The following is a 25,870-nucleotide window of genomic DNA, read 5'->3' on the forward strand; positions in this document are numbered from 1 at the left end:
CATATCACCAAGTTCCAAATAACCGCGCAAAATTAGCACCTCAGGAGACCATTCGATCTTTCGAAACGCATCGTAGTCCTTGCAGCCGACTGCCTTGGAGCGACGTCCGGCAGGCTCTTGACGCTGACAGCGCCAGAACATCGAGCAGCGAGTTGATGCTATAGTCTTGTCTATCCGGCAGCGTGGGCACCAGAAACAGGCGGTCTCGTCTTGTGATAGGACAGCCACGGTATGCTGTCGGTCCATTTGTAGGTCACTTCCATGCGGGCACGCCCTAGACAGGTTTTCACTCGCCGCGTGCCACGCTCCGCCGCCCGCCAAGCCATTTCAAAATGATGTGATTGAAACGGCGTTTCAAGGCAAGCTCTTGCCTAAATATCGAGGAGGATGAAAAATAGGATGAGCTAAAATAGGGAGGAGGAAAATGAAGCGCTACCACCACCTAATCGAAGGAGTGCTCCAGCCGGACGAGATCGCCAATCTCCAGAAAATTTTTGACGCTGTGATTGGCCAGCCATGGTTTCATCTGACGGAAATGAACCGCGAGGCGTTTGCGGCGGAACTGATCAGGCTTTATCGAAAGGGCGTGACGGATTTTGACAAGCTTCACGACCTCGCCAGCTTGACCGCCGCTGCTCACTTCAGTCGCGATCAGCCGCAAGAGAAGCGCTTATCGATACGGAGGCTACACGATGCTCAGAAATATTACGGGGGCGGCGATACGCGACAAGCGCCAAATCTTCCGCCTGGGGGGGCCAGCAAGCAGTAAAACAATCCGAACCTCGCGTCCCGCATTGGTGGAACGAGAGCGATCGGGAGAAAGCGCTCGGACGGGTACTTGATGATCCGATCTCCCTCCATAGGGAGATCATAGACAGTGTCGCCGCGGCCGAAGCTGCGCCGGTGTTCGGCAACCGTTACTCCATCCTGCTTGATGACAATCCGATCAGCATAGGCGCGAACCTCGGCGTGGCAGCCGTCGACAGGACCGGGTATTTGTTATTGTCGAAGCGGACGGTGCAAGTCTTTGACACGAGGCTGGCACGCAATGGAAACCGTCGAACCGGCCAAACTAATGCACGAGGCAGCCGCGTTCCGCCTCGAACATCGGCGCCGTCCGTTCGGGATGGCCATGGGCATTGGCATAAGCAACGCATTTGTCGAGCAGGCAGACATTCAGTTCCTCCAGACTTTTGACCCTGAGGGGTGGTGTGAAGAACCGCTCCCGCACAGGCCGACCTGGTTCTCAACTTGCCCTTTCTCCTAGCCGGACGCACGCGTGCATCGAGCGCGCGGGAGCCGTGTCCGAAACTGCTCGACGGTCATTCGGTCGAGAACATAATCCTTTCAGGGGTCTTGGGTTGGATTTGAAGCCTCCCGAATTGTTGCTGTATTCGGCGAGCACGCGCACCGTTGGCGCCGCATTTCTTCGCGTGCTATCTACTCCTAAGCAATCCAAGATCACAAATTCCCGGTCAGAACAGGACTGTTTCCAGGATATTTAAATCGTGGGACACCATCTCAAAAGCCACAAGGAATGGTCACAAATGGAAATTTGACTGTCACTGTTGACCGGCGTGCAGAAAAGTCGACCCGGTCCCTCAGTCCGGCAGGACCGCTAGTATTGCCTCAAAACATGAGCCCGTAAGCGCGGCGTGCGGTCCGACTAAACAGCTGTTCCTTCTCCTCCGCGCTTGCCGCCGTAACAATGCGTTTGAGGCCGTTCCAGAGTACAGGATAGGACGCTACCATCCGGTCGACCGGATAGTTGCTTTCAAACATGCAGCGCTCCGGTCCGTACATGCCAATCAGCCAGCGAATGTCGTCTCCCCAAACGCGATCGATCCATTCGGACGAACGGGACCCATATGGCGCAGGCGTCCCCCGCATCATAAAAGGATTGCCGATGCCGCCGAGCTTGAGAAACACGTTTGGGCATCGAGCCAGCTCAACCATGTCGGCACGCCAGCGCTTGAGGACCTCGTTCTGTTCGAGGCCATAGTGCCCGAAGGTGACGGGTGCGCCGAAATGATTGACAACAATGCGGACGTCAGCAGCAAGCGAGCGCGCCAAGTCAACGAGTTCACCCAGTTGCGGATGCAAGACCATCGCATCGAACACAAGGCCGCGACGTCCGACCTCGCATAGGCCGGCCCGCCAGATCGGATCGGACATCAGGCCGGGTCGATCGCAAGTGCGGCTTTTCGGTGCCGCGGGATCGTCATCGAAGACCGTTCCGTGGCGGATGCCGACCAACAGGGAACCAGCGACCGCCTTCATGGCGTCGAGGACTTCGCCAACGGCCGTTCCCTGTCGCAAGTCGACATGGGCAACCGTCGCAACGCCAGGGAACCCTGCCTTTCGGGCTTCGCCGTCACTAGCCACGGCAGCTTTCACCTCCGACAATGGCGCCCAGAGCAGCCCCTTGTCGCGTTCCCACCGCCATGAACACTCGACGAACACCGAGCCGACGACGTGGTGACCACTGTTGGCCGCGGTAAGCAGATCCGGAACGAGAAACTGCTGGTGGATACCGTGGTGCAGGCCTGGATCGTAGAAATGATGGTGCGCATCGATGATCTCGATGCCAGGCTCAAGGATTTCCTCGGCCACTGCGTTTGCAATATCGCTCATTCCGCCTCCAGAAATTCCGCTACCAGCTTTACGAAACCGTTCTCGTCCTCAAGCGGCGCCATATGCCCAAGACCTTCCAGCAGCACCATGCGACTCCCGGGCAATAGGTCAGCTATCTCGTTCGAAAACGCCGGTGGCGTAGCGGTGTCAAGCGCTCCGCAAACGACCAGGGACGGTACATCCCGAAGCTTCGCCAGAGCCGGACGCGCGTCGAACCCTGCGATCGCCTCCCAGCTGCGCGCGTTCGCTTCGGTGTCCGCTTCCGCCAGCCAGCCGCGAACGATTCCAACTATCGGCGCGCCCGTATCGAGCGTTGCCGGACCAAACCAGCGTGCGACGGTTTCCTCGATCATGCCGACGGCACCGACGCTGCGGGTCCGTTCAGCGCGTGCGCGAAGCGCATTGGACAGTTCTTCGCGGGGTCCGCACATCGTGTCACACAACACCAGTTTGCCGATGTGAGCCTGCATCGTCCCAGCCACCAGCTGTGCGACCATGCCCCCAAGCGATAAGCCGACCAGGTTCAATGGCCGCGGCAGACCGATAATCTCATCTGCAACATGGGCGGCGATGGCTTCCATGTCATTGACAGCAATTGTCCGCTTGCCGCCATGCCCGGGCAAGTCCAGTGTGTGCACGACATGGCCGCGCGCCAGCAGCGAAGCGGCAATGCCGTTCCACATGCGTCGATCCAGCCCCGCCGCATGCAGCAGGACCACGGCACCGGCATGGGTACTCACGTTCCCTCCGGCCGGCCAATGCTGTCGAGGATGCCACGTATCTCTGCGATGTCGCCGAACGGATAAACGTATGGCGGCCTGACCACGCCGTTGCCTCCGGGCAGGCCGAGCGCCTGCAAGGCAAGCTTCGACCAACGCACCGCAGTCCCCCACCGCTCGACACGGCCGAGGAAGCTCATCACCTTGCGGAACGATTGCGCCGCTTCTTCTATATCCCCCCCTGCCCCGGCAGCAGCCACTTTGGCAACCAGTTCGGGATACACGTTACCTTCCGCCGATTGGAAGCCGTCGAGACCGACCAGCATATCCTGGAGGGCGGCCGGCGCGGGACCATAGATAGCGACGGTGCCATCTAATGCGTCACGCAGATTGACGCGGAACTGCGTCGTCATTGCCTGTACGTGGACACCGACAATGTTGTCATACCGGGCCTTGAGCGCGACAATGTCGTCGATAGAAAGCTGCCAGTTGGCAACCACCGGCCGCTGTATCGATAACGTCACGGGGTGGTCGATCTTTCCGAGCAGGCCATCATAGTAAACGTCGCGTTCGGACCGAGTCATCGCCATCCCATGGCCTGGATCAAGCGTGTAGATCTCAACCGCGTGAATGCCTGCTTTGATTGCAATTTGAGCCAGTTCGAACGCCCGATCAGGCGTTCGTGCTTCGGGAGGGTTGGCGTTGACGGGCACCCGGCTTCCCGCAGTCTCGACCGAGATGCGGTAGATGCGGTCGAGTTCGGCAGCGCTCAACGCGTGCGCCTCGCCAGTGCCGGGACTGCCGATATAGAAGCCGCAGCCGGTAGCCGCGATGCGGTCGACATGCGCCGCCATCGCCTTGTCATCAAGGGAGCCGTCTTCCTTGAACGGGGTGATTGACATCACGAAGCAGCGCGGGATGGATCTGTCCATCTGGATTCTGTCCTTTCAGAAATCTGCGGCAAGGAGGTAGGGTCAGGAGGTCGCTCCTCGCTCCGAGGTATCAATCTTGCGGCGCCTACGAGGGGAAGGCCGCTTTCTGCAGAGATTCATCAATATAGGTCGGCGCATCGAGGTTCGGGTTCTCAAGCTTTACGACGTCCGCCCATTGCGCCTGGTTGATCGCAAATTTGCTATCCTTGATCCCGGCCCAGTGGTTTTCATCCAGGTAGGATTTGTAGATCTGCTTCAGCACGTCCGGATCAACCTTGACCCATTTTGACCACGCCGCTTCGATGTCGGCCTCGTTGGCCGGATTGATCATGTAATCGGTTTCGGCCAGCGTGACCTGCATGAAGCGCTGCAAGCCCTCAAGTACCTTCGGATCAGTACCCGGCTTGGCAAGCAGAACTTGATAGGTCGGCGTCGATTGCCCGGTGTCACCAAGGATGACGGAATCTTTAACGGTAAGCTGAAAGGGATTGACCACCATCGCGGCCGCCACCTGGCGGTTTGCAAAGGATTGGATGATCGCCACGGTCGCGCCAATGCTGACCCAGGTCGAATCATCCGGATTGCCGCCAAGTGCCTTCACAAGCTGCTTGCCGGAAAGCGTCTGGACGCTGCTCGGCTCACCGGTGCCGATCTTCTGGTTGGCAAGGTCTTTAATGCTTTTGATCGACGGATTGGCAACCAGATAGTGCCTATCCTTGGTGGTCAGCTGTCCGACCACCTTGAGGCCGGGTACGGCGCGCACCGCATTGACGGCACCGAAGGCCTCGACAGTGCAGGCATCCAGCGATCCCCCAGCAATGGCACGCGCGCAGTCTGCGACCGTGCCGGTCTTGGTCCACTGCACGTCGAGACCAGCCTTTTCATAAGACCCATGGTCAGTGGCGAAAGCATAGCCCGATTGCGCCGGCAGATAGAGCGAGCCTTGCACACCGATCCGCAGCGTCTGCTTCTCCTGAGCGCTCGCAGTACGTTCATCAGCGATCATGGTCGCAGCCGAAAGAGCGGCGACCGCAACGAAAATCCATAATCTGTTTTTGCTTTTCATAGTCATTCTCCTCCCATTGTCTCCATCAAACGCTTTTAATCTTCACGCATTCAGGGGGCCTCTCGCTTCGGCTTTCGCCAGAAGACCGGCGAGTTCGTCAACCTGCCGGTGATAGTGTACCGACTTCTTTGTTTCGGCCGTACGCGGGCGCGGAAGGTTGACAGTGACATCAGCGAGCACGCCCGCCGGTGCCGGCCCAAGCAGGATCACGCGATCCGAAAGGAAAACAGCCTCCTCTAGCTGATGCGTGACGAAGACGACGGTCTTGCGGTCACGCTCCCACACGTTGATCAGGTGTTCCTGCATGCGCTCGCGCGTCAGCATATCAAGGGCCGCGAACGGCTCGTCCATCAGCACCACTTCTGGTGACAGGGCGAGCGCCCGCGCCAGGTTGACGCGCTGTCGCATGCCGCCGCTGAGCTGGTGCGGATAGGCGTCGGCGAATTTCGCCAGCCCCACCTGTTCAAGCGCGGCATGAGCACGCCGCACGGCTTCGTCGCGCGGAAGATCCCGCTCTAGCCCAAGGCAGACGTTTTTCAGCGCTGTACGCCAAGGCAGCAAGGCGTCCTGTTGGAAAACCATACCGATCTTGGTGCTTGGCCCGTTTACCACCGTGCCGGCAACGCGGATCGTGCCGGAGACAGGAAGCTGCAATCCCATGATCAGGCGCAGCATGGTTGATTTCCCACAACCGCTCGGCCCGATGAGGCTGACGAATTCACCTTCGCCTACGGTAAGTGAAAGCTGTCGAAAGATTGTCAGCGTTGCCCGCTTTTTCGACCGATAGCTATAGTCGACCTTATCGACAGTGAGTTGGATGGGGGCTGCGTTATTCATTGTTTTCCTCGTGCCAAGGAGACAGCCATCGATTGAGCTTTTTAAACAAGGACGAAATGAGCATGCCGGTGATCAGGAAGCAGAGGATCCCAACATACATGCCCGCCGTATCGAATTGTTGCGCGGCATTGACGAGCAGGAAACCCACGCCCGCCGTCGCACCGAACAACTCGCCGCCCAGCACACCGACCAGTCCGCGTGCCGCTCCAAGCCTGAGGCCCACCATCGTATAAGGCAACGTGCTCGGCAGGATGATCTTGCGGATGATGGCGAAGCGCCCGATGCTGAGAGAGTGCCCCATTTCCAGGAAAGCGGCCGGCGTCTCCTGTACGCCCGCAGTCACATTGATGATGATCGGAAAGATCGCGGAGAGGAAGACGACTGCAACTTTGGAGCCAATACCCAGCCCGAAGGCGATGATGAACACAGGTCCGAAGGCAATGATCGGCACCGAATAGAAGCCCGCCATCAGCGGTTGGACTGCCGTTTCCAGGCCTCGCGAGATGCCGAGGATCACGCCTATCGGGATGCCGCAGATGATCGCCAACAGCATGCCGAACAGGAATTCCTGGCCACTGACCACCAGATCCTGCGTCAGCGTGCCGTCTTGGTAGAGCTCTACTGCCCGTTTCCAGACATCGAGAGGCGGCACAATGAGCAGGTTGGAGATATGAGGCGCCGCAAGCTGCCAGACGATAACTAGAATCGCGGTCGCCATCCAGGCCGACCAGTTGCGACGCACGATCCCGTGCAACATACCTCCTGAGCGAAGCGGCTTGATTTCGTCGTCTTCGACCACATCGCGAACCCTTGGGATGGCCCCCACCTTGGTCACGCTGTGGACTCCTGCCTTCGGCGGCGGATCGGGAGGGATTGTTTGAGCATCGGACATACAACCTCACTCCGGGCTACGCGCGTTGATGACGGCGCGATTTCAGCATGGCAGCCGACGGATCGTAATCGCCGGAATCGAGCATGCCGACGAGCGCTACGATCGCTGCGTCGTAGCCATGGCGACGCATGCCCATGCAGGTACCGACCACGGCGCGCGTGAAAATGGATTCCAGCCCATCCCACTTATTGGACGTCTGGTAGTGCACCTCGATTACCGGAAGGCCGGTCTCGCCCACTGCTGCCCGGGTCGCATAGCCCCCGAAGGTCAGACCTGCCGGATTGATGATAAGCCCGTCGAGTTCCTCGTTGTGGGTCTCCTCATGTAGCCAGGTGAGGATATCGCCCTCGTAGTCAGAGCAGATCCTTTTTGCGAGCACGACGCCGAGCGCGTTGCACAGTGTCTCTACTTGATTTTCCAGGTCTTCGATACTGTGCGGCGTGCCTTTCGAGCGCACCGGCCTGTCGATCAGGTTCGTCATGTTCGGCCCGTTGATCATGCCGATCCGCCAGACCTTATCGCTCGAACGCAGCAGGCGTTTCAGCTCCGATTCGTGCCCGTTTTTCTCTTTCTCCACTATCATTTCCTCCCGCTCTGTTCTGCGACCTCACGCAAGGACTTGTCCGCGGCCTTGAACGCGTTGATCCCGGCTGGAATGCCACAATACACCATGGCCTGCAGCAGCGTTTCCTGTATTTCTGATACCGAGCAGCCGTTGCGAACGGCACCTTTAACATGGGCGCTGATTTCGTTCTCCTGCTGCAGAGCGGCCAGCATCGCTAGAGTAACGAGGCTTCTTGTGCGCTTGTCCAGCCCCTCCCGTGTCCACACTGTGCCCCAGCAATGTTCCGTGACATAGTCGACCATGAGACGGGTGAAGTCGCTCGCCGCACTGTACGAACGATCGACATAATCGTCGCCAAGCACCTCGCGACGGATGGAATTTCCTGCCTTCCAGGCTTCGCTCTCGCTCATGTCAGGCAGCCTTCGTCGCAGCGATGTGCTCAGCGCAGATCAGCCCGAAAACGGTGGCGCAGGCCAAGCCGCCGAGATAGCCGCCCCGAGGCCCGCCTCCGAGACCTCCCGCCGTACCACCGGCTGCATAGAGGCCCGGAATCGCATGGCCGTTTTCATGCTGGACCTGGCCGTTGCGGTTGATGCGAACGCCGCCCAGTGTGAAGGTGATGCCAGCGACACTCGGTACGGCGTAGAAAGGCGCGATCGTAAGTGGATCCGGCTTACCCGAGCGCGGCACCGGCAGACCGGCTGCCTTGCCAACAGTTGCCGCCGCGTTGAATGCCTCGACCGTTGCGACCAGACCGTGCGGATCGATGTCGGCCTGACGCGCAAGTTCGACAAGCGAGTCTGCCTTATAGACCGTTCCGCCGGCCTCCAAGATCGTATCGTTTGCAGGCTTGGTGCCGCGGAACTCGCCGCGATCCTTGTCCCAGCCCTGCCGCTTCCAGGATTCGGCATCGAGGATGACGAAGGCGCCCCTCGGGTCATCTCCCTGGCCGACGGCATTGGTTACGCCAACCCCCGACAAGGCAAGCCGGCTCATGCCCTCGCCGGTGATCTGCTCATTGACAAAGCGCCGGCCCTGCCGGTTGACGAGAATGCCATCCGAGATGATGCCGTCGAGGATCGGATATGGCCACAACCCGTCATTCGTCAGTGAATCGAGATGCAGCATATGGCCGTAGAAATAGTTCATGTTGTCGACCGCGGCACCCAGTTTCAGCGCCATTGCAAGGCCATCACCGGTCTGGCTACTCATCGAGCGCAGCTTCATCTTGTCGGCCTGCGGGCCGACATATTTGCGCAGCAATTCCGGGTTCGCCTGGAAGCCGCCGTCGGACAGAACGACGTTGCGGGCGCGGATTTCAGAAATACCATCGGGAGTCTCAATTTTTGCACCGCTGACGCGCCCGTCACTATCAACCAGAAGATCGATGACGCGACTGTTCGGCATATAAAGCCCGCCTTGCTCGACGAAGCGAGCGGCATGGCTAGTCATCGCCTTGTCGGGCCCACGCTCGCGGTCGTATTCGGCCAGACCCTGTGGCGTCAATCGGAACGGCAGAATATAAAGGCGATCGCGGCGTTCCGGCAGAAGACCGGCGATGATGTCCTCGCCTGCTAGCCAGTCGATCGTACGGGAGCAGTTCTCGGCCCATACCTCGACCAACTCCTTACGAGCCAGACCCGAAGTGACCTCTTCGGCATAAGCTTTCAAGACATCGGGTTTCTCCCGGATGCCGACATAGGCTGCGTTCATGAAGCCGCCGGACATACGGGCATTGGAGGAACCCGGCCCATCACCCTTATCGGCAGCCACCACACGCAGGCCGAGCTGCTGGGCACGCCGGGCGGCAGTCCAGCCCGCCATGCCGGTGCCTGCGACCAGAACATCATAAATTGTGGTTGAATCAAAGTCGGACATTCGGCTCCTCCCAGAGCGATAACGTTCTTTTCAACAGAACACTTGTTTTGTTATATTAAATTATCGGCTGGAGAGCAGTTGTCAAGCGCGTTGAGACTTCTTTTACCGAGCAACGGCTAAATCCCGATTTTTCGCTGCCGAACAATCATTTTTCAGAAAAAAACGCTGCATTGCGAACGAGACGCGATTGTCGGGTGGAGCCGAATGCTTATTGACTTAAGCCTCGGATCGCAACATTATAGAACGCATGTTCTCTTGAAAGGAACGGATGGTGTCACAGACAATGGCAGACAATGCAGTTGAAAATCGATCAGAAGAAGACGCAGAACTGCTTTCGCCGGCGGTGATGAGCTTTGACGATGACGGGCGACCCCACCTGCGCGGCGGGCGTTGTCAGACATGCGGAGCGCGGACGTTTCCGCGCGTAGAAGTCTGCCCTGCCTGCATGGGCGAGGAAATGGTCGAGGAGATCATGCCCGACCACGGCACCCTCTATTCCTATACAGTCGTGCATGTCGGGCCGGCGTGTTGGGAAAAGCCGATGACGCTCGGCTATGTCGATTTCGACAACGGGGTCCGCGTCTTTACCCATTTGAAAGGCAAGGTTGCCATCGGGCAGGAAGTCGCGCTTTCGCTCGATACGGTCGGACATCAGCCCGATGGACGGGAACTACACAGTTTCGTTTTTTCTGCAGATGGTGTGTCATGAGAGACGTTGCAGTCATCGGCACGGGCCTGATCCCGTTCGGCAAATATCCCGATAAGACCCTCGCCGACCTTGGCTGGCCTGCCGTCAAGATGGCCGTCAAGGACGCTGATATCGCGCCAGCCAAGATCGAGGCGGCATATTGCGGTACAGCGCTGGGGGGGATGATGGCGGGCCAGCGCATTCTCGGCCGGGTCGGATTGACCGGCATTCCGATCGTCAATGTCGAGAATGCTTGCTCTTCGAGTTCATCCGCGTTGCGGCAAGCCGTGATGGCCATCCGGTCCGGAGAATATGATGTCGTTCTAGTGATCGGTGTCGAAAAGCTGACCAAATTCGGCGGCGGCACGCTGCCGCTTGAGAAAGAGGATTGGGAGGTCAGCCAAGGCCTTGTCATGCCAGCGCTCTACGCTATGCGCGCGCAGCGCTACATGCACGAATATGACCTAACCCCAGCGCAACTGGCCCTGGTGTCGGTAAAGAATCGCCGCAATGGCGCGCTCAATCCTGATGCGCAGATGCGCAAGCCGGTAACAGTCGAGGAAGTGCTCGCCTCGCGTCCTATTGCCGATCCCTTCACGCTGCTGCAGTGCTGCCCGACGGGCGACGGCGCCGCTGCGCTGATTCTGTGTGAGGCGAAGCTTGCGCGCCAGTACCGCTCCGATCCAGTCCGCATCGCGGCATCCGATCTCACTTCCGGCAAATACACCCCGGGGTTTCGCGACATGACGATCCCTGAGATCACCGTGCGCGGCGCCAAGGAGGCCTACGAGGAGGCCGGTCTCGGTCCGCAAGAGATCGACGTGGCCGAAGTCCACGATGCATTTAGCATCGCAGAGTTACTTTATTATGAGGCTTTCGGGTTCTGCGAAAGGGGTAGCGCTGGCGCCTTCATCGAAAGCGGCGCCAGCGCGATCGATGGTAAGATCGCGGTCAATCCTTCCGGAGGTCTGCTGGCCAAGGGCCACCCGATCGGTGCCACCGGTGCCGCCCAGGCGGTCGAGATCGTGCGCCAGCTTCGCGGCGAATGCGGCGCCCGTCAGGTCCCTGATGCCAAGGTAGGCCTGTCCCATGCAACTGGCGGCGGCATTTCTGGCTTCGACCACGGCGTCTGCTGCATCCATATTTTTACGCGATAGGCGGACACAATCCGATGGTTACCGCAAAGAAGCTTCCGCTCGAAGGCGTTCGCGTCCTCGATCTCACTCAGTTCCTGTCGGGTCCATTCGGCTCGCAGGTTCTCGCCGACCTCGGTGCCGAGGTAATCAAGTTAGAAGGGCCACAGGGAGATTCCTCGCGGCAGATCCCACCGCACTTTGTGGCGGGCGACAGCGTCTACTACCACTCCGTAAACCGCAACAAACGTAGCGTTGTCGTGGATCTGAAGGCGAAGGAAGGCTTGGAGATTGCCCGGGAACTGGCGCTTTCCTGCGATGTCGTGCTGGAGAATTTCCGACCCTCCGTCCTGCCCAGGCTCGGCCTCAGTGCTGAAGCGCTGCGTGCCCAGAAGCCTTCGCTCATCTGGTGCTCGATCTCGGGTTTTGGCCAGGACGGGCCATATCGCGAGAAGCCGGCTTACGACATGATTGTCCAAGCGCTTTCCGGCGGGATGAGCCTCACCGGCGAGCCGGGCGGCCCGAGCGTGCGCTCCGGCGTGCCGATCGGCGATCTCACGGCCGGCCTCTATGCCGCGGTCGCGGTGCTTGCGGCGCTGGCACGTCGCAGCGCGACCGGCGAAGGCGACACTATCGACATTTCCATGCTCGACTGCCAGGCCGCTATGCTCTCCTATCAGGCGGCCTACTATCTTTTCACCGGCAAAGTACCCGGATTGCAGGGTACTGGCCATGATTCTTTTGCCACCTATCGCCGCTTCCTGTGCGCGGAGGATACCGAGATCGTCATCACCGCCAACACAGACCGCATGTGGCAGGGCATGTGCCGTACGCTCGGGCTGGAACGGTTGATCTCCGATCCGCGCTTTCTCGATAGTCACCAGCGCCATGTCAACCGTCTCGCGCTTTGGCAGGAATTGGAACCATGCTTTTTGATCCGGACGGCGCAGGCATGGTGCCCGATGCTTGAAGCCGAAGGCGTTCCGGTGGGCGTGGTCAATACGCTCGATCAAGTTGTTACCGACCCGCAGATCGTACATCGGCAAATGGTCTCGACCATTGCCGCCACCGATGGGCGCCAGGTTCGCGTCATGGGCAACCCCATCGTCATGGACGGCACGCGGGAGGCCAGGAACCGCATGCCGCCGCGCTTGGGCGAAGATACGGATGAGGTTCTACGCGAGGTGCTGGGGTATTCGAGTGACCTGATCAAAAATCTAGCCAGCCGCGGTTCGATCCAACTCGACAAGGCCGAGACTTGAGATCATGTCTCGCGATACTACTCTGTCGGCTGTCTTAAATCTCACTCACGGCGACAACAGCTTCGAGCCGATCTTCTCCTCGATATCCCGCACGCAACGGCGCATTGCTTGGAGGAGAGGGTCTATCTGGCTTGAGTCAAAGCGTTGTTCGGGTATCGTGACGCAGATATCTCCAACCACTTGATGCATACTATCAAAAATGGGGACGGCAAGGCCGACAGCACCCGGAATTCGCTGGCCGCGCGACAGTGCGTAGCCCTGGCGCCGCACCTTGGCGAGTTCCAGCCTGACCTCAGCAGCATTGGTAATCGAATTCGCCGTTAGCGGCGAAAGATGCGTTTGATTGATGATCGTCTCAACTTCCTCGTCGCTTAGGAAAGCCAGGATGGCGAAGCCGGACGCGCTGGCGTGGATCGCCATCCACTTGTTCATCTCAATCACGTAGCGCAAAGGATGCGTCGACTCCACGCTCGCCGAGAAAAACATCCCGCGGCGGGCAGGATCATAGACAGCAAGCAGGACCGTTTCGTTAAACTCCTTGGCGATGCGCTGCATCGCCGGCAGGCTGATGTCACGCAACGAAAGCTTGCGCGAGCTGAGCTGGGCTATACGGAAGAACTCGACGCCGAGGCTGTAGCGTTGACTGTCGCGCTCTTGGGCGACAAAGCCCGTATCCACCAGCTTAAGTAGAATCCGATGCGCGCTGCTCGGCGAGATCTGCATGGATGCGGCCAATTCACGCACGCCGACCTGCTGCTTGCTGGATTCGACAAGTTGGACAATGGCCTCGAGGGCCTTGGCGATCGGATCGCGGGTAGCGCGACTCATTGCGTCTCCTCAAACGAATAATTCTCGTATGCCTTTCATAGCATTTTCATGCACCGTGCAAAGCACCATGCGGCGGCACCAAGGAACACAAAAAAGAATCGCACTGTTGATTGCCAGAGTTGATCCAGAGCAGCCCGATATTTGCTCCTAGAGTAGACTCTGAGGCGGATTTGCTGAAGGAGCGTCGTTTCGCATTTAATCGTAAGATTCTGCCCACAATATTTTTATCTTGCGTTGCTAAATGAAGTCCGCTGCAGGTACCTGGATTCGATAGATCTTATTGCGGGCGCTTCGGCGCGCTCCGACAGGCGCAAATCATTAAACCGTAGCGTCCTCAGCGGTGAATAGATGGCGTCATCGGTCCTGCGGTCTTCATGAAGGACATTGTGGTTCTAAGCAACCGGCGCATCAAACAGGACGACTTCGATGAGCTTTCCGAAATACCTTGGAAGATTTGGTACTTTACCGAGCAGGGTGTCGCCAGCACCCCTTACCTCCCGGTCAATGAATGACACGGTTGCTCAGCACTATCACCTTTCCGGAAGACCGGCCTTGACGCCCTGGATCAGCGAGATTCGTTCCGTTATTATCCCCAGATTCGACGACGTTAGCGTGACTTTTTAAATGAAACCAATCCGGCAAGGGCGATTAAAAAGTTCAACAAGACCGTCAATGCCCAATGCAATCCATAGCGCGAACATAGCCCAACCAAATACGTCATAGCTGATCTATAGCGTTACATCCCATCGAATATTACGCTGTAGACGCTTGTCCGTTTTCGCAATGCCAAGCCTGACATCGAAAACCCTACCGGATGCTGATCCGCCAAACCTCGTTCTTCGTCACGCTCGCCCAGGAGAAGCATTTTGCGCGAGCAGCTGAGGTCTGCAACATTGCTCAGCGTACGCTCTCGGCTGCGATTCGCAAACTAGAGGAGGATCTCAACAAGACGCTGATCGTTCGCGGTCCCCGCTTCATGGGACTGACATCGGAGGGTAAGAGAGCGCTGGTCTGTCCCAGCGCTCGCGTCCATCCTTCTTCGCCATCACCAGATCGGCCTCCTCCCTCGCCTTCAGATGCTGTATCACTGTGCGGCGATCCCTGTGCGAGAAACACTCGCAGAGCATTCCCATCGTGCACGGCCCGTCCTTCAAAAGGCCGAGAATTTCGCGGCGGCGGCAAGGACCTTCTACTTGCCAATAGCCAATGCCGCTCCTGAACTGATGCGCCGCCCTAGATGCCGCTTTAGCAACTGGGGATCGACACGGCGCTCATCACTTCGACGAATTTCGAAGCACCTCGATGAAGGCTCTGAGCTTGGGCATCTGCGATGCATATCGTGGAAAATAAAGAAACAGGCCAGGCTCCTCGATACAGGCGGTTGGGAGTACCTGCCTAAGGCGACCGGTCCGGAGATCTTCGCGAACAAGAGGCTCGAACAGATACGCGATGCCTACCCCTTCAAGGGCTAGATCACGCGCATACAAGGAGTCGGTGACACGCACCGTACCGCTGACCTCAACCGAGACATTCTGTCCTTTCTCCTGCAAGTCCCAATCGTAGGCGGCAGCTGACGATATCAGCCGATAGCCGATGCAGTTGTGACGGGAGAGATCCGCGATGGAGTGCGGCAAGCCGCGCTCCTCGATATAGGCAGGCGACGCGACCATGATCGCCCTAAAAGGCTGCGTCAAGCGGACCGCCACCATGTCCTGTGCGATCATTTCTCCCAACCGCACGCCGGCATCGTAGCCGGCTGCGACAATGTCGATCAATCCCTCATCGGAGGTTACCTCGATCGTCAGGTCCGGATAGAGCCGGCCCATTTCGATAATCGCAGACGTAATTGCGAGAGGCAGGGCGAGCCGTGGAACGTTGATACGCAGCAGACCCGCTACTTGCCCCCTGGCGGACCGGACCCGTTCAATGCTTTCCTCGACCGTGGCCAGCGCCGGGCCCACAGCGGCAACGAAAGCAGCACCTGCCTCCGTCAATGACACGCTGCGGGTCGTGCGCGCAAAAAGTGGCTGGCCAAGCCGTTCTTCGACGACTTTTACCGCATGGCTCACCGCAGATGGACTCATGTTGAGCGAAGCGGCGGCCGCGGCAAAGCCGCCGCGTCGGGCAACGGTCAGGACGACGGGGAAATGGGCTAACAGTTCACGATCCATTCATGCATTATATCGAACAACGCAGTCAATTTGAACCAGCTAGTCGCATGATCACTTGAAGTGCATATTAAGACCAGTCTCCAACTGATCGCAATTGAGTTCTCCTATGACCCAAACCTGGTTTATCATCGGCGCTTCCTCCGGTTTCGGCCGAGCATTTGCCTTCCATGCCCCGAGGCAGGATCAGAATGTCGTCGCCACCACGCGGTGCGCTCCCTCCCTGGACGACATCGTGGCCAAAGCGCCCGAAGGAGCATTGCCCTTACACCGGATGTAACATCGATGCGGCAGTCGCCCGTTTCGGTCGATCGACGTCCCGATCAACAATACCGGATACAACATTCTCGATGCGTTTGAGGAGACTCCGGACGACGAATTGCGGATGCTAATGGAAGCAAACTTCTCCGGGGCGTCGAACGTCATTCGCACAGCGCCACGAACATTGCGGACCCCGCTCAGCGGCGCCATCGCCAATATATCCGGTCTAGGTGAACAACTCTCCTTTGCTGGCTTCAGCGCTTATTCGGCGGCGAAGTTCGCACTGGAAGGTGTGGGCGAGACCCTCGCACAGGAGATGAAGCCTTTCGGCATTAAAGTCTTGATCGTCGAGCTTGGACAGTTCCGGACTAATCTGGTCAGGCCGAGCATGCGCCATATGTGCCAGATGGAGGTCTATCACGATGTCGTCGGCAACACGCGGCGGTTCGCACACGATATGCGTGGCACCCAGCCCGGCGATCCGCTGAAGGCCGCGGCTGCTGTCGAAACGGCGTTCCAAGCTTCCGAGACGCCCCTGCGTCTGCAACTGAATGCCGACGCGATCGATGCCGTTCGAGACCATTCCATCATCGTGCTTAGGGAACTCGCAACCAAGCAAGGGCTGACGCAATAACGTCTTCGACGCGCCGTGACCACGAGCAAGCAGAAGAGGATCCAAACATGCAGAGATTGATGGGAAAAGTTGCCCTGGTGACCGGAGCGTCCTCGGGCATCGGTGCAGCGACCGCGATTGCGCTCGCAGCCGATGGCGCGCGCGTGGCAATCGCGGCACGCCGTGCGGAGCGTCTCGGCGAGCTTGCCGACCGCATCCGTCATTGTGGTGGCGAGGCTTTGCCGATCGAGGCCGACGTCACTGACGAGACGCAGGCAACCGCCATGGTGCAGCACGCCATCCAGGAATTCGGTCAGCTCGACATGTTGCTCGGAATTGCCGGAGTAGGCGTCGCCGCTCCATTCCAGAATACCACGACGGCCGAATACCGACAGATGATCGACGTCAACTTCCTCGGCCTTCTCTACCCGATCCACGCCGCCTTGCCGACTATGAAGCGACAGGGTTCCGGCCACATCGTCATCGTCTCCTCAGGCACCGGCCGCTACATTCATCCATCAACGGTCTATTCCGGCACGAAGCATGCGGCCAGCGCCATGGCCGAGTCTTTGCGCCGAGAAATTGGCAGGGAGGGCGTTCGCGTCACCTCAATCGAGCCGGGGGCTGTCAGAACAGAGTTCACCTCGCGTATGCGGGACGACGTCAGGCTGACGGTGGAACTACGGCTGGGCGACATGGAACAGCTCGAGGCTGAGGACATCGCCACGGCCATTCTTTATGCAGTCACGCAGCCGCCGCGGGTCAACGTCAACATCCTCACGATCTATCCCACACAGCAAGCGTGACGTCCTGAAAGTGCGGCTAAGCTGGCTATGCCAGCGCTACCTGTGACAATCAGGAATATATTCTTATGCGCATTATCGTTGCTGGTGCATGGGACACGAGGACCAGGCATGAGATTATTCTGCCTGCCGTCCGCTCGAACGACGAGCTTACAGATCGCCTCTCATTCAGAGCAAAGGGTGAGCGAGAAAAGTATCAATCGCTTGAAAGGACTCAAACCGTAACGTGTGAATTCGCCGCCAAACATGCATATCTGTATGTGAGCTAGAGGGTTGATGCGGTAAATCATGTTGCAGTTATACCCATCCATCCGCCGCAGCCAGACCGATCATCATCAGCACGAAGAACAAGTTCAAACACGCCGCAGCCGGTTTGAGACCTGCAGAAACGCGAGGCCTTATGTTTGCCGAGACGAGGCTCAGCGAGCGAGAGATTGACGCACCCAGATCGAAAAAGCTGCAAGCTTTCATCCGCAATTTCTACCAAGCCGGGCATGTCACATGTAACTCTTGCGCGTTTCATGCGTTCTGATCTGAGGGGAACCCTCTGGTTCGCCTTATCTCAAATCAGCAACATGGAGCCGGACATGCAAAATTCCGCCGTCAATCTCGACATTTCTCGCCGTGACCTTCTGGTATCCTCCGCTGCGACGATGACTGTCACCAGCGCCGCACGAAAGGCCGCCGCCCAGTCCCCTGCAGCATCGACAGGCCTGAGCAGCAAGCTCTCGTTGACCGTCAACGGCGAGCGCCGCGAACTCGAGGTCGACAACCGCACGACGCTGCTCGACGCGCTGCGCGAGCACCTGCATCTCACCGGAACCAAAAAAGGCTGCGACCACGGCCAATGCGGCGCCTGTACCGTCATGGTTGATAGGCGCCGGATCAACTCCTGCCTGACGCTAGCCGTGATGCACGACGGTGACGAGGTCACGACGATCGAAGGACTTGGCAAGTCCGGCAATCTGCATCCGATGCAGGCCGCGTTTGTCAAACACGACGGCTTTCAGTGTGGCTACTGCACGCCGGGCCAAATCTGTTCCTCCGTCGCGGTGCTTGAAGAGATCAACGCGAACATCCCAAGCCATGTCACCGGCGATCTGACCGCGCCGGTCCAACTCAGCCAGGCGGAAGTGCGTGAGCGCATGAGCGGCAATATCTGTCGGTGCGGCGCCTACTCCAACATTCTCGACGCTATCTCGGAAGTCGGAAGGATCAAGGCATGAGAGCCTTTACTTATGAACGTGCCTCGTCAATCGCGGCCGCGGCCAAGGCGGCCGCATCCAACGCTCAGGCAAAATTCATCGCTGGCGGTACCAATCTGCTCGATCTGATGAAGCTCGAGATCGAGACGCCGACACATCTGATCGATGTCAACGGGCTTGGTCTGGACACGATCGAGGCAACGCCGGAAGGTGGCCTGCGCATCGGCGCACTGGTTCGCAATACCGACCTTGCAGCCCACCCGACGGTTCGCCGCGACTACGCGCTGCTATCGCGAGCGCTGGTCGCGGGCGCTTCCGGACAGTTACGCAATAAGGCTACAACCGCCGGAAACCTACTCCAGCGGACCCGCTGTCCGTATTTCTACGACACAAACCAACCTTGCAACAAGCGCCAGCCGGGCACTTGCTGCTCCGCCATCGGCGGCGTGACCCGCCAGCTTGGGATCGTAGGCGTTTCCGATGCCTGCATCGCCACGCATCCGAGCGATATGGCGATTGCCATGCGCGCGCTCGACGCCGTCGTTCAAACCATCAAGCCCGACGGTACTCATCGCTCGATCCCGATTGCCGATTTCCACCGGCTTCCTGGTGATACGCCTGATATCGAGACCACGCTAGAGCGGGGCGAGTTCATTATGGCGGTAGTGCTGCCCGCGCCGATCGGCGGCAAGCACATCTATCGCAAGGTTCGCGACCGCGCCTCTTACGCATTTGCGCTCGTCTCTGTCGGCGCCGTCATTCAGCGCGATGGCACAGGGCGGGTCGCGGTAGGCGGAATTGCGCACAAGCCGTGGCGGATCGAGGCGGCGGAAGCCGAGCTCCCAAAGGGAGCCAAAGCGGCAGCGAAAGTCCTTCTCGCCGATGCCCGTCCAACGGAGCAGAACCGATTCAAGGTCGATCTGGTCGAGCGCATGCTCGGCGCGGTGATCGCCGAAGCAAGGGGCTGAGACCATGCAGTTCGACAAACCAGCAACTACAAATCCGATCGACCAGTTGAAGGTCATCGGCCAGCCGATCCGGCGTATCGACGGTCAGCTCAAGGCGACCGGGCGGGCGATGTATGCCTATGAATGGCACGATCCGAACCTTGCCTATCTCTACGGCTATCCCGTTGGATCGGCCATCGCCAAGGGTCGCGTCAAATCGATCGACACATCGGCTGCCAAGAAAGCCGACGGGGTGCTTGCGGTTGTGACCACGCTGGACGTCGGCAAGTTCAAGAAGGGAAAATACAATACCGCCAATCTCTTCGGCGGGGACGAGATCCAGCATTACCATCAGGCCGTCGCGGTGGTGATCGCGAAGACCTTTGAGCAGGCCCGCGCTGCAGCCTCTCTGGTGAAGGTGGGCTACGCCGAGGACAAGGGCACCTTCGACTTAGCCGATGCAAAGGATGCCGCGGCGAAGCCGAAGGACGCGAACGGTTCGCCGCCGGACACGGCCGTTGGAGATTTCCAAGGCGCGTTCAGGTCCGCTCCGGTGAAACTTGACGAGACCTACACGACCCCGGACCAGTCCCACTCAATGATGGAACCGCACGCATCGATCGCCGTCTGGGATGGTGACGAGTTGACGGTCTGGACGTCCAGCCAAATGATCGACTGGTGGCGTACCGATCTCGCGACAACGCTCGGCATCGAAAAGGACAAGGTCCACCTGATGTCGCCGTTCGTCGTTGAGGTCGGCGTCGATGTCGTGACCGGGGAAACCCGTATCCGACGTATGCTCGCTGTTTGTGCCGCAGGCAGAATCCTCAACCCGATCACGGCCCGCAGCCAGGTGATCGGGGCGATGACAATGGGCGCAGGTGGCGCTCTGTCGGAGGAACTCGCTGTCGATACCCGCCACGGGTTCTTCGTCAACCATGATCTCGCAGGTTACGAAGTGCCTGTCCATGCCGACATTCCGCATCAGGAAGTGATCTTCATGGAGGAGACGGATCCGATGTCGTCGCCAATGAAGGCCAAGGGTGTCGGCGAACTCGGTTTATGCGGCGTGTCGGCGGCGATCGCTAACGCCATCCATAACGCCACCGGCATGCGAGTCCGGCACTATCCGATCACGCTGGACAAGTTGATCGGCGGTTTGCCGGAGGTCGCCTGATCCGTATTGCGCTGGCGGTTGTTCCGTGGCCGCCGGCGCGATCTCTCAGAGAGATCGGTGGTGCAAATGCTTGCGATTTTGGAAGCCAACACGAGCATTTACCAGTGACAGCGCTCTCGACCTTCTTCGCTTCGCGATCGAGGCGTTAATCGCGGTCCTGTCGTTTTGGCGACCCTTGTCGAGACACGCGATGGTGCCGCGCGGGCCTTGGGATCGCACGTTTCCATTATGTCCGACGGCCGCTTTGGCGGTTATGTGTCCGGCGATTGCGTGGAGGCAGCCGTGGCGGAAGAAGCGCTTCTGGCCGTGTCTGAAGGACGCGACCGCACGGTCAAGTTCGGAAAGCTCACTTTTTTCGATGTCGTTCTTCCCTGCGACGGCGGCATCTCGGTTGCAATGCATCTGCTTAGAACCGCGGACGTTTTGCAGCACTCCCTTGATCGCCTCTGGCAGAGGCAGCCGGCGGCGCTGCGCTATTCACCGCAAACTCAAACGCTCTCCGTGGCTGAGGCATCGGGATACGATATGACGAACTGGCGGGCAAGCACCAGTGATCAAGACGCCGCCCATTCATTGATCCCTATACTGCAGTCGTCCTCTCCATCATGACCTTGACGCGGAAGCAGGAATCCTTACCAAGGCTCTCCATTGGGACGCGTTCTATATCGGCGCGCTCGGGAGCACGCGGACGCATCATCGCCGGGTTCAGCGCCTTCGGAGCCGATTCTTCAATCAACTCGATATCGATCGGATCAAAGCGCCGATCGGCACGTTTGGCCACACCCGCGACGCCGTCTCCCTGGCACTGTCGATGCTGGCCGACATTGCGGCGGCGCGTCACATTTCGTTCGGACAATCCGCCGTTGGCCGCCAGCAATGTTCATCGAGCATCAAGATCACTGTCGTGATCATCGCATCAGGGCAATCAAGCCGCAGCGGCAACCGGCCGTCCTAAACGAGATACAGCGGAATGCCGCTTATATATCGATTGACGCTGGCCGTAATTGCCAGTCAACCTTTATCCGCCTTTTCCTAACCGGACAAAGAAACCGCGAAGTTCGGTTCGGTTGGGAAAACGAGGCTGTCTGTTTGACGAGGAAAGCATTCACTGCGTTCGAGCAGCGGATGATGGCATGTCATCGATCGCCGCGGTCTTCCCATCTCGGGAACTTTAAGTCCGAGCAAGAGCTCTAGGAGGGAATTCGCAACCGGCGCCATCCCCATGACCAAGACACTTGGCCTCACAGGCCTCGCCCTTCTCATCGCTTTCCCGGTATTCGCCCAATCCGCGGCGGAGAAGACGGGCGTTAACTCGGTCCTCGGCATGGCGCCGAAGACCGAAGACTTTGTCGGCGAGGCGGCCACCAGCGATATGTTCGAGATCGAGTCCAGCAAGCTCGCGCTGGAACGATCAGACGCCGCCACCAAGGCGTTCGCTCAGCAGATGCTTACCGACCACAAGAAAACAACCGGCGAGCTCAAGGGTCTACCTTGAGCGGCAAGGTCCAGGCCACCATTCCGACGGCGATGACCTCATCGCAGCAAGACACGCTTAAAAAGCTGAAGGGGCTGCAAGGTGACGACTTCACCAAGCAATACCACTCCGATCAGCAGGACGCCCATGAGGACGCGGTTGATCTCTTCAAGCGTTACGGCGACGGTGGCGACAGCCCCGACCTCAAGGCGGGGGCGGCAAGCACCCTGCCCTGCCCTGCCCTGCCCTGCCCTGCCCTGCCCTGCCCTGGAGCATCACCTGCAGATGGCAACCGACCTCAACAAGTAATCGCCGCAGACATAAAATGAAAGGAAACCCGATGACCCTCGAAGGAAAGAAGATTGCCATCCTCCTCGCTCCCCGCGGAACCGAAAAGCCAGAATTTGTCCAGCCGAAGGAGGCTGTCGAAAAGGCCGGCGCGACCGTGGTGGTCGTCGGACTGGAGGCGGGTGAAGCCCACGTGGTCAACAACGACCTCGATCCGGGCGCGACGTATGCGGTCGACAAGGCGATTGGTGAGGTCTCGGCTGCCGAGTTCGACGGCTTGGTCGTCCCCGGTGGAAGCGTTGGCGCCGACAAACTGCGCGGAGACGAAAAGGTCATCGGTTTCGTCTACGACTTCTTTGTGCAGGAAAAGCCCGTTGGGGTCATCTGTCACGGGCCGTGGCTTCTCGTCGAGGCCGACGTCGTTAAGGGCCGGATGCTGACGTCTTTCCCTACCGTGTCAACCGACATTCGCAACGCTGGTGGCAGGTGGGTCGACCAGGAAGTCGTCACCGACAAAGGCTTGGTCACCAGCCGCAATCCGAAGGATTTGCCGGGCGTTGCGCCCGATCTGCTGTTGCGACGTCCGGCCTGAGACTAGCGTAGGCTCCTCCTGAAGCGCGGCGTAGACGACATGGGTAAACGATTCGAGCATAATTTTGTTTGACCGCATGCAAACGCGATGGCGGATCCGACTTGATCTACGGTGAGAAGAAGTGGCGAGGTCGGTTTTCCGAAAACCGGTGAGGTCCCCAGATCCCAAGTAAACAGGGAACCATTTGCCCGATACCGCAAAAATCTTTTGCGATGAGGGCCATTCCGACCGGCCGAGAGATTCCGTACCTTTCTCAAGCAGACACCAGACCCCTTAACCCATTGATTGCATCCAGTCGGGGTGCCATCCAGGCTTCGAGTTTCGCTCTTCCGCTGCGCCACAGCCGTTTGCCAAACGGTGTGGCCGAAAGTGCTGTTGCGTGACGGACGGCTTCCCGATGCAAAACGGAGGCGAGCCGAATGTCCGGTTCAGAGAGCTTTACCAATCGCCGCGGTTTTCTGCTCGGCGCGATGAAGGTGGTCCCTGCCGCCGCGCTGCTCAGCGGCAGCCAGGCTGTTATCGCCGAAGCGGCGACCACCCCCGAAGGCTACAAGCCAACCTATTTCAACGACGAAGAGTGGCGCTTTATCATCGCCGCTGTCGATCGCCTCATTCCTTCGAACGAGGACGGTCCGGGTGCGCTCGACCTGCATGTGCCTGAGTTCATTGACCGGCAGATGGAAACCGACTACGGCCATGGTGCCCGGTGGTACCTGCAAGGCCCGTACTATCCGGACTCGGATTTTACGCTGGGCTATCAGATGCGCTACTCGCCGCGCGAACTCTACCGCGCTGCCATCCCGGAGGTCGACGACTACTGTCGCAAGACACACGGTAAGGCTTTTGCCGATCTCGACGGCGTCGCACAGGGCGAGATGCTCGCCGCTCTGCAAAAAGGCGTCGCGCCGCTCAACAGCGTCAAACCGAACGAGTTCTTCCTGCACCTGCTCGCCAATACGAAGGAGGGCTACTTCTCCGACCCGATGTATGGCGGCAACTACAAGATGGGTGCCTGGAAGATGATCGGATTCCCGGGCGCTCGCGCCGATTTCACCGATTGGATGAAGACACCCGGCACGCCCTATCCGCTTGGGCCCGTCTCCATTCTCGGCGAGAAGGCGTGAGCAGATGGCAAACGTTATGAAATCCGTAGACGCAGTCGTCATCGGGCTCGGTTGGACTGGCTCGATCCTCAGCATGGAGCTGGCGCGTGAGGGCTTGAACGTCGTCGCGCTCGAACGTGGCGAGAACCGTAACACCTCGCCGGACTACACCTATCCAAAGGCGGCTGACGAACTGAAATATGGCATCCGGGGCGAGCTTTTCCGGAAGCTCTCGCTCGAAACGGTGACGGTCCGCCACAAGATGGGTGATACCGCTGTCCCCTACCGTCAGTACAACGCGTTTCTGCTGCCCGACCACGTCGGCGGAGCGGGGACGCATTGGAACGGTCAACTCTACCGCCCTTCCCCGGAAGACCTCAAATTTCACAGCCGGAATGTCGAGCGATACGGCAAGAACTTTCTGCCGGAGAATATGACGATCCAGGACTACGACGTCACCTTCGACGAACTCGAACCATATTTCGACAGGTTCGAGCACCTGAATGGAGCGTCAGGCAAGGCAGGGAATATTGCGGGAGTGCCGACCGACGGTGGCAATCCCTTTGAGGGAAAGCGGTCGAAAGAGTACCCGACGCCGCCGGTCGCTGACACTTATGGCGCCATCCTGTTTGCGAATGCAGCTCGCGAGCTAGGCTACAAACCCTTTCCGCAGCCCTGCGCCAATTGCTCGGAACCCTATACCAATTTCTATGGTGTTCGCCTCGGCCCTTGCAATCTGTGCGGCTTCTGCGAGCGCTTCGGATGTTATCTTTATTCGAAGGGATCGCCGCAGACGACCATCCTGCCAGCGCTGTTTCAGCTTCCCAATTTCGAGTTGAGGACGCGCAGTCACGTTACCCGCATCAATCTCGATTCGACCGGCAAGCGCGCGACCGGCGTAACCTACGTGAACGCGGCTGGGGCGGAAATATTCCAGCCGGCCGATCTCGTCATCCTGTCCTCATACCAGACCAACAACGTCCGCATGATGCTGCTGTCTGGGATTGGCGAGCGCTATGATCCGGTCACCGGCAAGGGTGTGATCGGGAAGAACTATGCCTATCAGATGATGAGCTCGACCTCACTGTTCTTCGACAAGGACGTGCCGATCAACCCTTTCATCGGCGGCGGAGCAGGTGGCTCGCAGATCGTCGACGAATTCAATTCCGACCATTTCGATCATGAACCGCATGGCTTCGTTGGTGGCGCCTATATCATTGGCGGCCAGACCGGTGGCCGACCGATCCAGCAGCTGGCCGTTCCGCCCGGCACGCCAAGCTGGGGCGCTGCCTGGAAGAAGGCCGCCAAGGAGAACTATCTCCACACGACCAATGTTGTGACGCACGGTTCGGTCATGTCCTATCGGGACGCCTATCTTGATCTTGATCCGACCTACCGCGATTCCCTCGGCCAGCCGCTGCTGCGAATGACGTTCGACTGGCATGACAATGAGTACCGGATGTCGCGGTACGTCACCGACCGCGCGCTCGAGATTGTTGACAAGATGAACCCGATGTCTCGCTCGACACTCATTCGTCAGGTGGGCGATCACTTCAATGTCCGCGAATATCAGACCACCCACACGACGGGAGGTGTCATCACTGGCGCTGATCCGAAATCGAGTGCGTTGAATCGGTATCTGCAAAGCTGGGACGTTCCGAACCTGTTTGTAACGGGCGCGTCGGCCTTCCCGCAGAACTTCGGCTACAACCCGACCGGCCTCGTCGGTGCCCTTGCCTTCTATGCCGCCGACGCTATCCGAACGCAGTACCTCAAGCAGCCCGGCCCGCTGGTTCATGCGTGAG

23 protein-coding genes and 5 pseudogenes are annotated in these 25,870 nt (G+C 58.9%); 15 read left to right on the top strand and 13 right to left on the bottom strand.

What is annotated here, in order from left to right; translation table 11 throughout:
• The first annotated feature begins 424 nt into the window (after nucleotides 1-424).
• Nucleotides 425-769, top strand: coding sequence for a hypothetical protein (locus tag GR212_RS22765; RefSeq protein ID WP_204326715.1), 345 nt, complete (start codon nucleotides 425-427; stop codon nucleotides 767-769).
• 30 nt (nucleotides 770-799) lie between these two features.
• Here the strand turns inward: GR212_RS22765 and GR212_RS37195 are convergent.
• The 10 genes and pseudogenes from GR212_RS37195 to GR212_RS22815 all read right to left on the bottom strand — a co-directional run.
• Nucleotides 800-1,284 (bottom strand): annotated as a pseudogene (locus GR212_RS37195) (Mu transposase domain-containing protein); the annotation flags it as partial.
• Nucleotides 1,285-1,629: 345 nt separating this feature from the next.
• Entirely contained in the window at nucleotides 1,630-2,613 is a 984-nt protein-coding gene (locus tag GR212_RS22775; protein WP_163989758.1) for an amidohydrolase family protein, read from the bottom strand.
• A 17-nt stretch (nucleotides 2,614-2,630) separates the two neighbouring features.
• The gene (locus GR212_RS22780; RefSeq protein WP_163989761.1) at nucleotides 2,631-3,374 is read right to left on the bottom strand and encodes an alpha/beta fold hydrolase; all 744 of its coding nucleotides are present in this window, start codon (nucleotides 3,372-3,374) and stop codon (nucleotides 2,631-2,633) included.
• Nucleotides 3,371-4,285, bottom strand: a complete 915-nt coding sequence (locus GR212_RS22785) for a dihydrodipicolinate synthase family protein (RefSeq protein ID WP_163989764.1) — start codon at nucleotides 4,283-4,285, stop codon at nucleotides 3,371-3,373. The genes GR212_RS22780 and GR212_RS22785 overlap by 4 nt, the downstream gene beginning before the upstream one ends.
• 85 nt (nucleotides 4,286-4,370) lie before the next feature.
• Nucleotides 4,371-5,351: an ABC transporter substrate-binding protein gene (locus GR212_RS22790; protein ID WP_163989767.1), complete on the bottom strand. Its 981-nt coding sequence runs from the start codon at nucleotides 5,349-5,351 to the stop codon at nucleotides 4,371-4,373.
• 42 nt (nucleotides 5,352-5,393) lie between these two features.
• Nucleotides 5,394-6,188 (bottom strand): ABC transporter ATP-binding protein, encoded by a 795-nt coding sequence (locus GR212_RS22795; protein WP_163989769.1) that lies wholly within the window; start codon nucleotides 6,186-6,188, stop codon nucleotides 5,394-5,396.
• Nucleotides 6,181-7,023 carry an ABC transporter permease subunit gene (locus GR212_RS22800; protein ID WP_163989772.1) on the bottom strand — a complete coding sequence of 281 codons (843 nt, stop codon included), beginning with the start codon at nucleotides 7,021-7,023 and terminating at the stop codon, nucleotides 6,181-6,183. Before GR212_RS22800 ends, GR212_RS22795 begins: the two co-directional genes overlap by 8 nt.
• Before the next feature lie 73 nt (nucleotides 7,024-7,096).
• Nucleotides 7,097-7,657: a type II 3-dehydroquinate dehydratase gene (locus GR212_RS22805; protein ID WP_163989778.1), complete on the bottom strand. Its 561-nt coding sequence runs from the start codon at nucleotides 7,655-7,657 to the stop codon at nucleotides 7,097-7,099.
• Between the two features lie 2 nt (nucleotides 7,658-7,659).
• On the bottom strand, nucleotides 7,660-8,055 hold the full coding sequence (locus GR212_RS22810) for a carboxymuconolactone decarboxylase family protein (protein WP_163989780.1): 396 nt from the start codon (nucleotides 8,053-8,055) through the stop codon (nucleotides 7,660-7,662).
• A 1-nt stretch (nucleotide 8,056) separates the two neighbouring features.
• The gene (locus tag GR212_RS22815; RefSeq protein ID WP_163989783.1) at nucleotides 8,057-9,523 is read right to left on the bottom strand and encodes an FAD-dependent oxidoreductase; all 1,467 of its coding nucleotides are present in this window, start codon (nucleotides 9,521-9,523) and stop codon (nucleotides 8,057-8,059) included.
• Nucleotides 9,524-9,806: 283 nt separating this feature from the next.
• Between GR212_RS22815 and GR212_RS22820 the strand changes: the two genes are divergently transcribed.
• Genes GR212_RS22820 through GR212_RS22830 form a run of 3 tightly spaced genes read left to right on the top strand, consistent with a single transcriptional unit; the run spans nucleotide 9,807 to nucleotide 12,606 of the window.
• Nucleotides 9,807-10,232, top strand: a complete 426-nt coding sequence (locus GR212_RS22820; RefSeq protein WP_163989786.1) for a Zn-ribbon domain-containing OB-fold protein — start codon at nucleotides 9,807-9,809, stop codon at nucleotides 10,230-10,232.
• Nucleotides 10,229-11,368, top strand: coding sequence for a thiolase family protein (locus GR212_RS22825; protein ID WP_163989789.1), 1,140 nt, complete (start codon nucleotides 10,229-10,231; stop codon nucleotides 11,366-11,368). Before GR212_RS22820 ends, GR212_RS22825 begins: the two co-directional genes overlap by 4 nt.
• 14 nt (nucleotides 11,369-11,382) lie before the next feature.
• Nucleotides 11,383-12,606: a CaiB/BaiF CoA transferase family protein gene (locus GR212_RS22830; protein WP_163989792.1), complete on the top strand. Its 1,224-nt coding sequence runs from the start codon at nucleotides 11,383-11,385 to the stop codon at nucleotides 12,604-12,606.
• Between the two features lie 45 nt (nucleotides 12,607-12,651).
• Here GR212_RS22830 and GR212_RS22835 read toward each other — a convergent pair whose 3' ends face one another.
• The gene (locus tag GR212_RS22835) at nucleotides 12,652-13,434 is read right to left on the bottom strand and encodes an IclR family transcriptional regulator (protein WP_163989796.1); all 783 of its coding nucleotides are present in this window, start codon (nucleotides 13,432-13,434) and stop codon (nucleotides 12,652-12,654) included.
• Nucleotides 13,435-14,248: 814 nt separating this feature from the next.
• On the opposite strand from GR212_RS22835, the pseudogene GR212_RS22840 reads away from it, so the two are divergent.
• A pseudogene (locus GR212_RS22840) lies at nucleotides 14,249-14,422 on the top strand (LysR family transcriptional regulator); the annotation flags it as partial.
• A gap of 25 nt (nucleotides 14,423-14,447) precedes the next feature.
• Here GR212_RS22840 and GR212_RS37200 read toward each other — a convergent pair.
• Nucleotides 14,448-14,642 (bottom strand): annotated as a pseudogene (locus GR212_RS37200) (hypothetical protein); the annotation flags it as partial.
• 66 nt (nucleotides 14,643-14,708) lie between these two features.
• Nucleotides 14,709-15,605, bottom strand: coding sequence for a LysR family transcriptional regulator (locus tag GR212_RS22845; protein ID WP_163989799.1), 897 nt, complete (start codon nucleotides 15,603-15,605; stop codon nucleotides 14,709-14,711).
• 307 nt (nucleotides 15,606-15,912) lie between these two features.
• On the opposite strand from GR212_RS22845, the gene GR212_RS22850 reads away from it, so the two are divergent.
• The 10 genes and pseudogenes from GR212_RS22850 (at nucleotide 15,913) to GR212_RS22895 (ending at nucleotide 25,869) form a co-directional block, all read left to right on the top strand.
• Nucleotides 15,913-16,497 (top strand): SDR family NAD(P)-dependent oxidoreductase, encoded by a 585-nt coding sequence (locus GR212_RS22850; protein WP_348643511.1) that lies wholly within the window; start codon nucleotides 15,913-15,915, stop codon nucleotides 16,495-16,497.
• Between the two features lie 59 nt (nucleotides 16,498-16,556).
• Nucleotides 16,557-17,282, top strand: coding sequence for an SDR family oxidoreductase (locus GR212_RS22855; RefSeq protein WP_246725883.1), 726 nt, complete (start codon nucleotides 16,557-16,559; stop codon nucleotides 17,280-17,282).
• A 572-nt stretch (nucleotides 17,283-17,854) separates the two neighbouring features.
• Nucleotides 17,855-18,505, top strand: a complete 651-nt coding sequence (gene paoA / locus GR212_RS22860) for an aldehyde dehydrogenase iron-sulfur subunit PaoA (protein WP_163990129.1) — start codon at nucleotides 17,855-17,857, stop codon at nucleotides 18,503-18,505.
• Nucleotides 18,502-19,452 (top strand): FAD binding domain-containing protein, encoded by a 951-nt coding sequence (locus GR212_RS22865; protein WP_163989803.1) that lies wholly within the window; start codon nucleotides 18,502-18,504, stop codon nucleotides 19,450-19,452. The genes paoA and GR212_RS22865 overlap by 4 nt, the downstream gene beginning before the upstream one ends.
• 4 nt (nucleotides 19,453-19,456) lie before the next feature.
• Complete coding sequence (locus GR212_RS22870) at nucleotides 19,457-20,608, top strand: molybdopterin cofactor-binding domain-containing protein (RefSeq protein WP_163989804.1); 1,152 nt, start codon at nucleotides 19,457-19,459, stop codon at nucleotides 20,606-20,608.
• A gap of 70 nt (nucleotides 20,609-20,678) precedes the next feature.
• Nucleotides 20,679-21,458: pseudogene (locus tag GR212_RS22875) on the top strand (XdhC family protein); the annotation flags it as partial.
• Between the two features lie 372 nt (nucleotides 21,459-21,830).
• Nucleotides 21,831-22,391, top strand: a pseudogene (locus GR212_RS22880) (DUF4142 domain-containing protein).
• A gap of 31 nt (nucleotides 22,392-22,422) precedes the next feature.
• Nucleotides 22,423-22,962, top strand: a complete 540-nt coding sequence (locus GR212_RS22885) for a type 1 glutamine amidotransferase domain-containing protein (RefSeq protein ID WP_163989807.1) — start codon at nucleotides 22,423-22,425, stop codon at nucleotides 22,960-22,962.
• Nucleotides 22,963-23,381: 419 nt separating this feature from the next.
• The gene (locus GR212_RS22890; RefSeq protein WP_163989808.1) at nucleotides 23,382-24,086 is read left to right on the top strand and encodes a gluconate 2-dehydrogenase subunit 3 family protein; all 705 of its coding nucleotides are present in this window, start codon (nucleotides 23,382-23,384) and stop codon (nucleotides 24,084-24,086) included.
• Nucleotides 24,087-24,102: 16 nt separating this feature from the next.
• Nucleotides 24,103-25,869, top strand: coding sequence for a GMC family oxidoreductase (locus tag GR212_RS22895; RefSeq protein ID WP_246725884.1), 1,767 nt, complete (start codon nucleotides 24,103-24,105; stop codon nucleotides 25,867-25,869).
• Nucleotide 25,870 lies beyond the last annotated feature (1 nt).

The organism is Martinezella lusitana (genome assembly GCF_010668395.1).
Lineage (GTDB): Bacteria > Pseudomonadota > Alphaproteobacteria > Rhizobiales > Rhizobiaceae > Rhizobium > Rhizobium lusitanum_A.

Bases quoted from the DNA above. Each gene is read 5' to 3' on its own strand.
- GR212_RS22765 (WP_204326715.1), top strand. From the start codon at position 425: ATGAAGCGCTACCACCACCTAATCGAAGGAGTGCTCCAGCCGGACGAG.
- GR212_RS22785 (WP_163989764.1), bottom strand. From the start codon at position 4,285: ATGGACAGATCCATCCCGCGCTGCTTCGTGATGTCAATCACCCCGTTC.
- GR212_RS22790 (WP_163989767.1), bottom strand. From the start codon at position 5,351: ATGAAAAGCAAAAACAGATTATGGATTTTCGTTGCGGTCGCCGCTCTT.
- GR212_RS22795 (WP_163989769.1), bottom strand. From the start codon at position 6,188: ATGAATAACGCAGCCCCCATCCAACTCACTGTCGATAAGGTCGACTAT.
- GR212_RS22810 (WP_163989780.1), bottom strand. From the start codon at position 8,055: ATGAGCGAGAGCGAAGCCTGGAAGGCAGGAAATTCCATCCGTCGCGAG.
- GR212_RS22815 (WP_163989783.1), bottom strand. From the start codon at position 9,523: ATGTCCGACTTTGATTCAACCACAATTTATGATGTTCTGGTCGCAGGC.
- GR212_RS22820 (WP_163989786.1), top strand. From the start codon at position 9,807: ATGGCAGACAATGCAGTTGAAAATCGATCAGAAGAAGACGCAGAACTG.
- GR212_RS22825 (WP_163989789.1), top strand. From the start codon at position 10,229: ATGAGAGACGTTGCAGTCATCGGCACGGGCCTGATCCCGTTCGGCAAA.
- GR212_RS22830 (WP_163989792.1), top strand. From the start codon at position 11,383: ATGGTTACCGCAAAGAAGCTTCCGCTCGAAGGCGTTCGCGTCCTCGAT.
- GR212_RS22835 (WP_163989796.1), bottom strand. From the start codon at position 13,434: ATGAGTCGCGCTACCCGCGATCCGATCGCCAAGGCCCTCGAGGCCATT.
- GR212_RS22845 (WP_163989799.1), bottom strand. From the start codon at position 15,605: ATGGATCGTGAACTGTTAGCCCATTTCCCCGTCGTCCTGACCGTTGCC.
- GR212_RS22855 (WP_246725883.1), top strand. From the start codon at position 16,557: ATGGGAAAAGTTGCCCTGGTGACCGGAGCGTCCTCGGGCATCGGTGCA.
- paoA (WP_163990129.1), top strand. From the start codon at position 17,855: ATGGAGCCGGACATGCAAAATTCCGCCGTCAATCTCGACATTTCTCGC.
- GR212_RS22865 (WP_163989803.1), top strand. From the start codon at position 18,502: ATGAGAGCCTTTACTTATGAACGTGCCTCGTCAATCGCGGCCGCGGCC.
- GR212_RS22870 (WP_163989804.1), top strand. From the start codon at position 19,457: ATGCAGTTCGACAAACCAGCAACTACAAATCCGATCGACCAGTTGAAG.
- GR212_RS22885 (WP_163989807.1), top strand. From the start codon at position 22,423: ATGACCCTCGAAGGAAAGAAGATTGCCATCCTCCTCGCTCCCCGCGGA.
- GR212_RS22890 (WP_163989808.1), top strand. From the start codon at position 23,382: ATGTCCGGTTCAGAGAGCTTTACCAATCGCCGCGGTTTTCTGCTCGGC.
- GR212_RS22895 (WP_246725884.1), top strand. From the start codon at position 24,103: ATGAAATCCGTAGACGCAGTCGTCATCGGGCTCGGTTGGACTGGCTCG.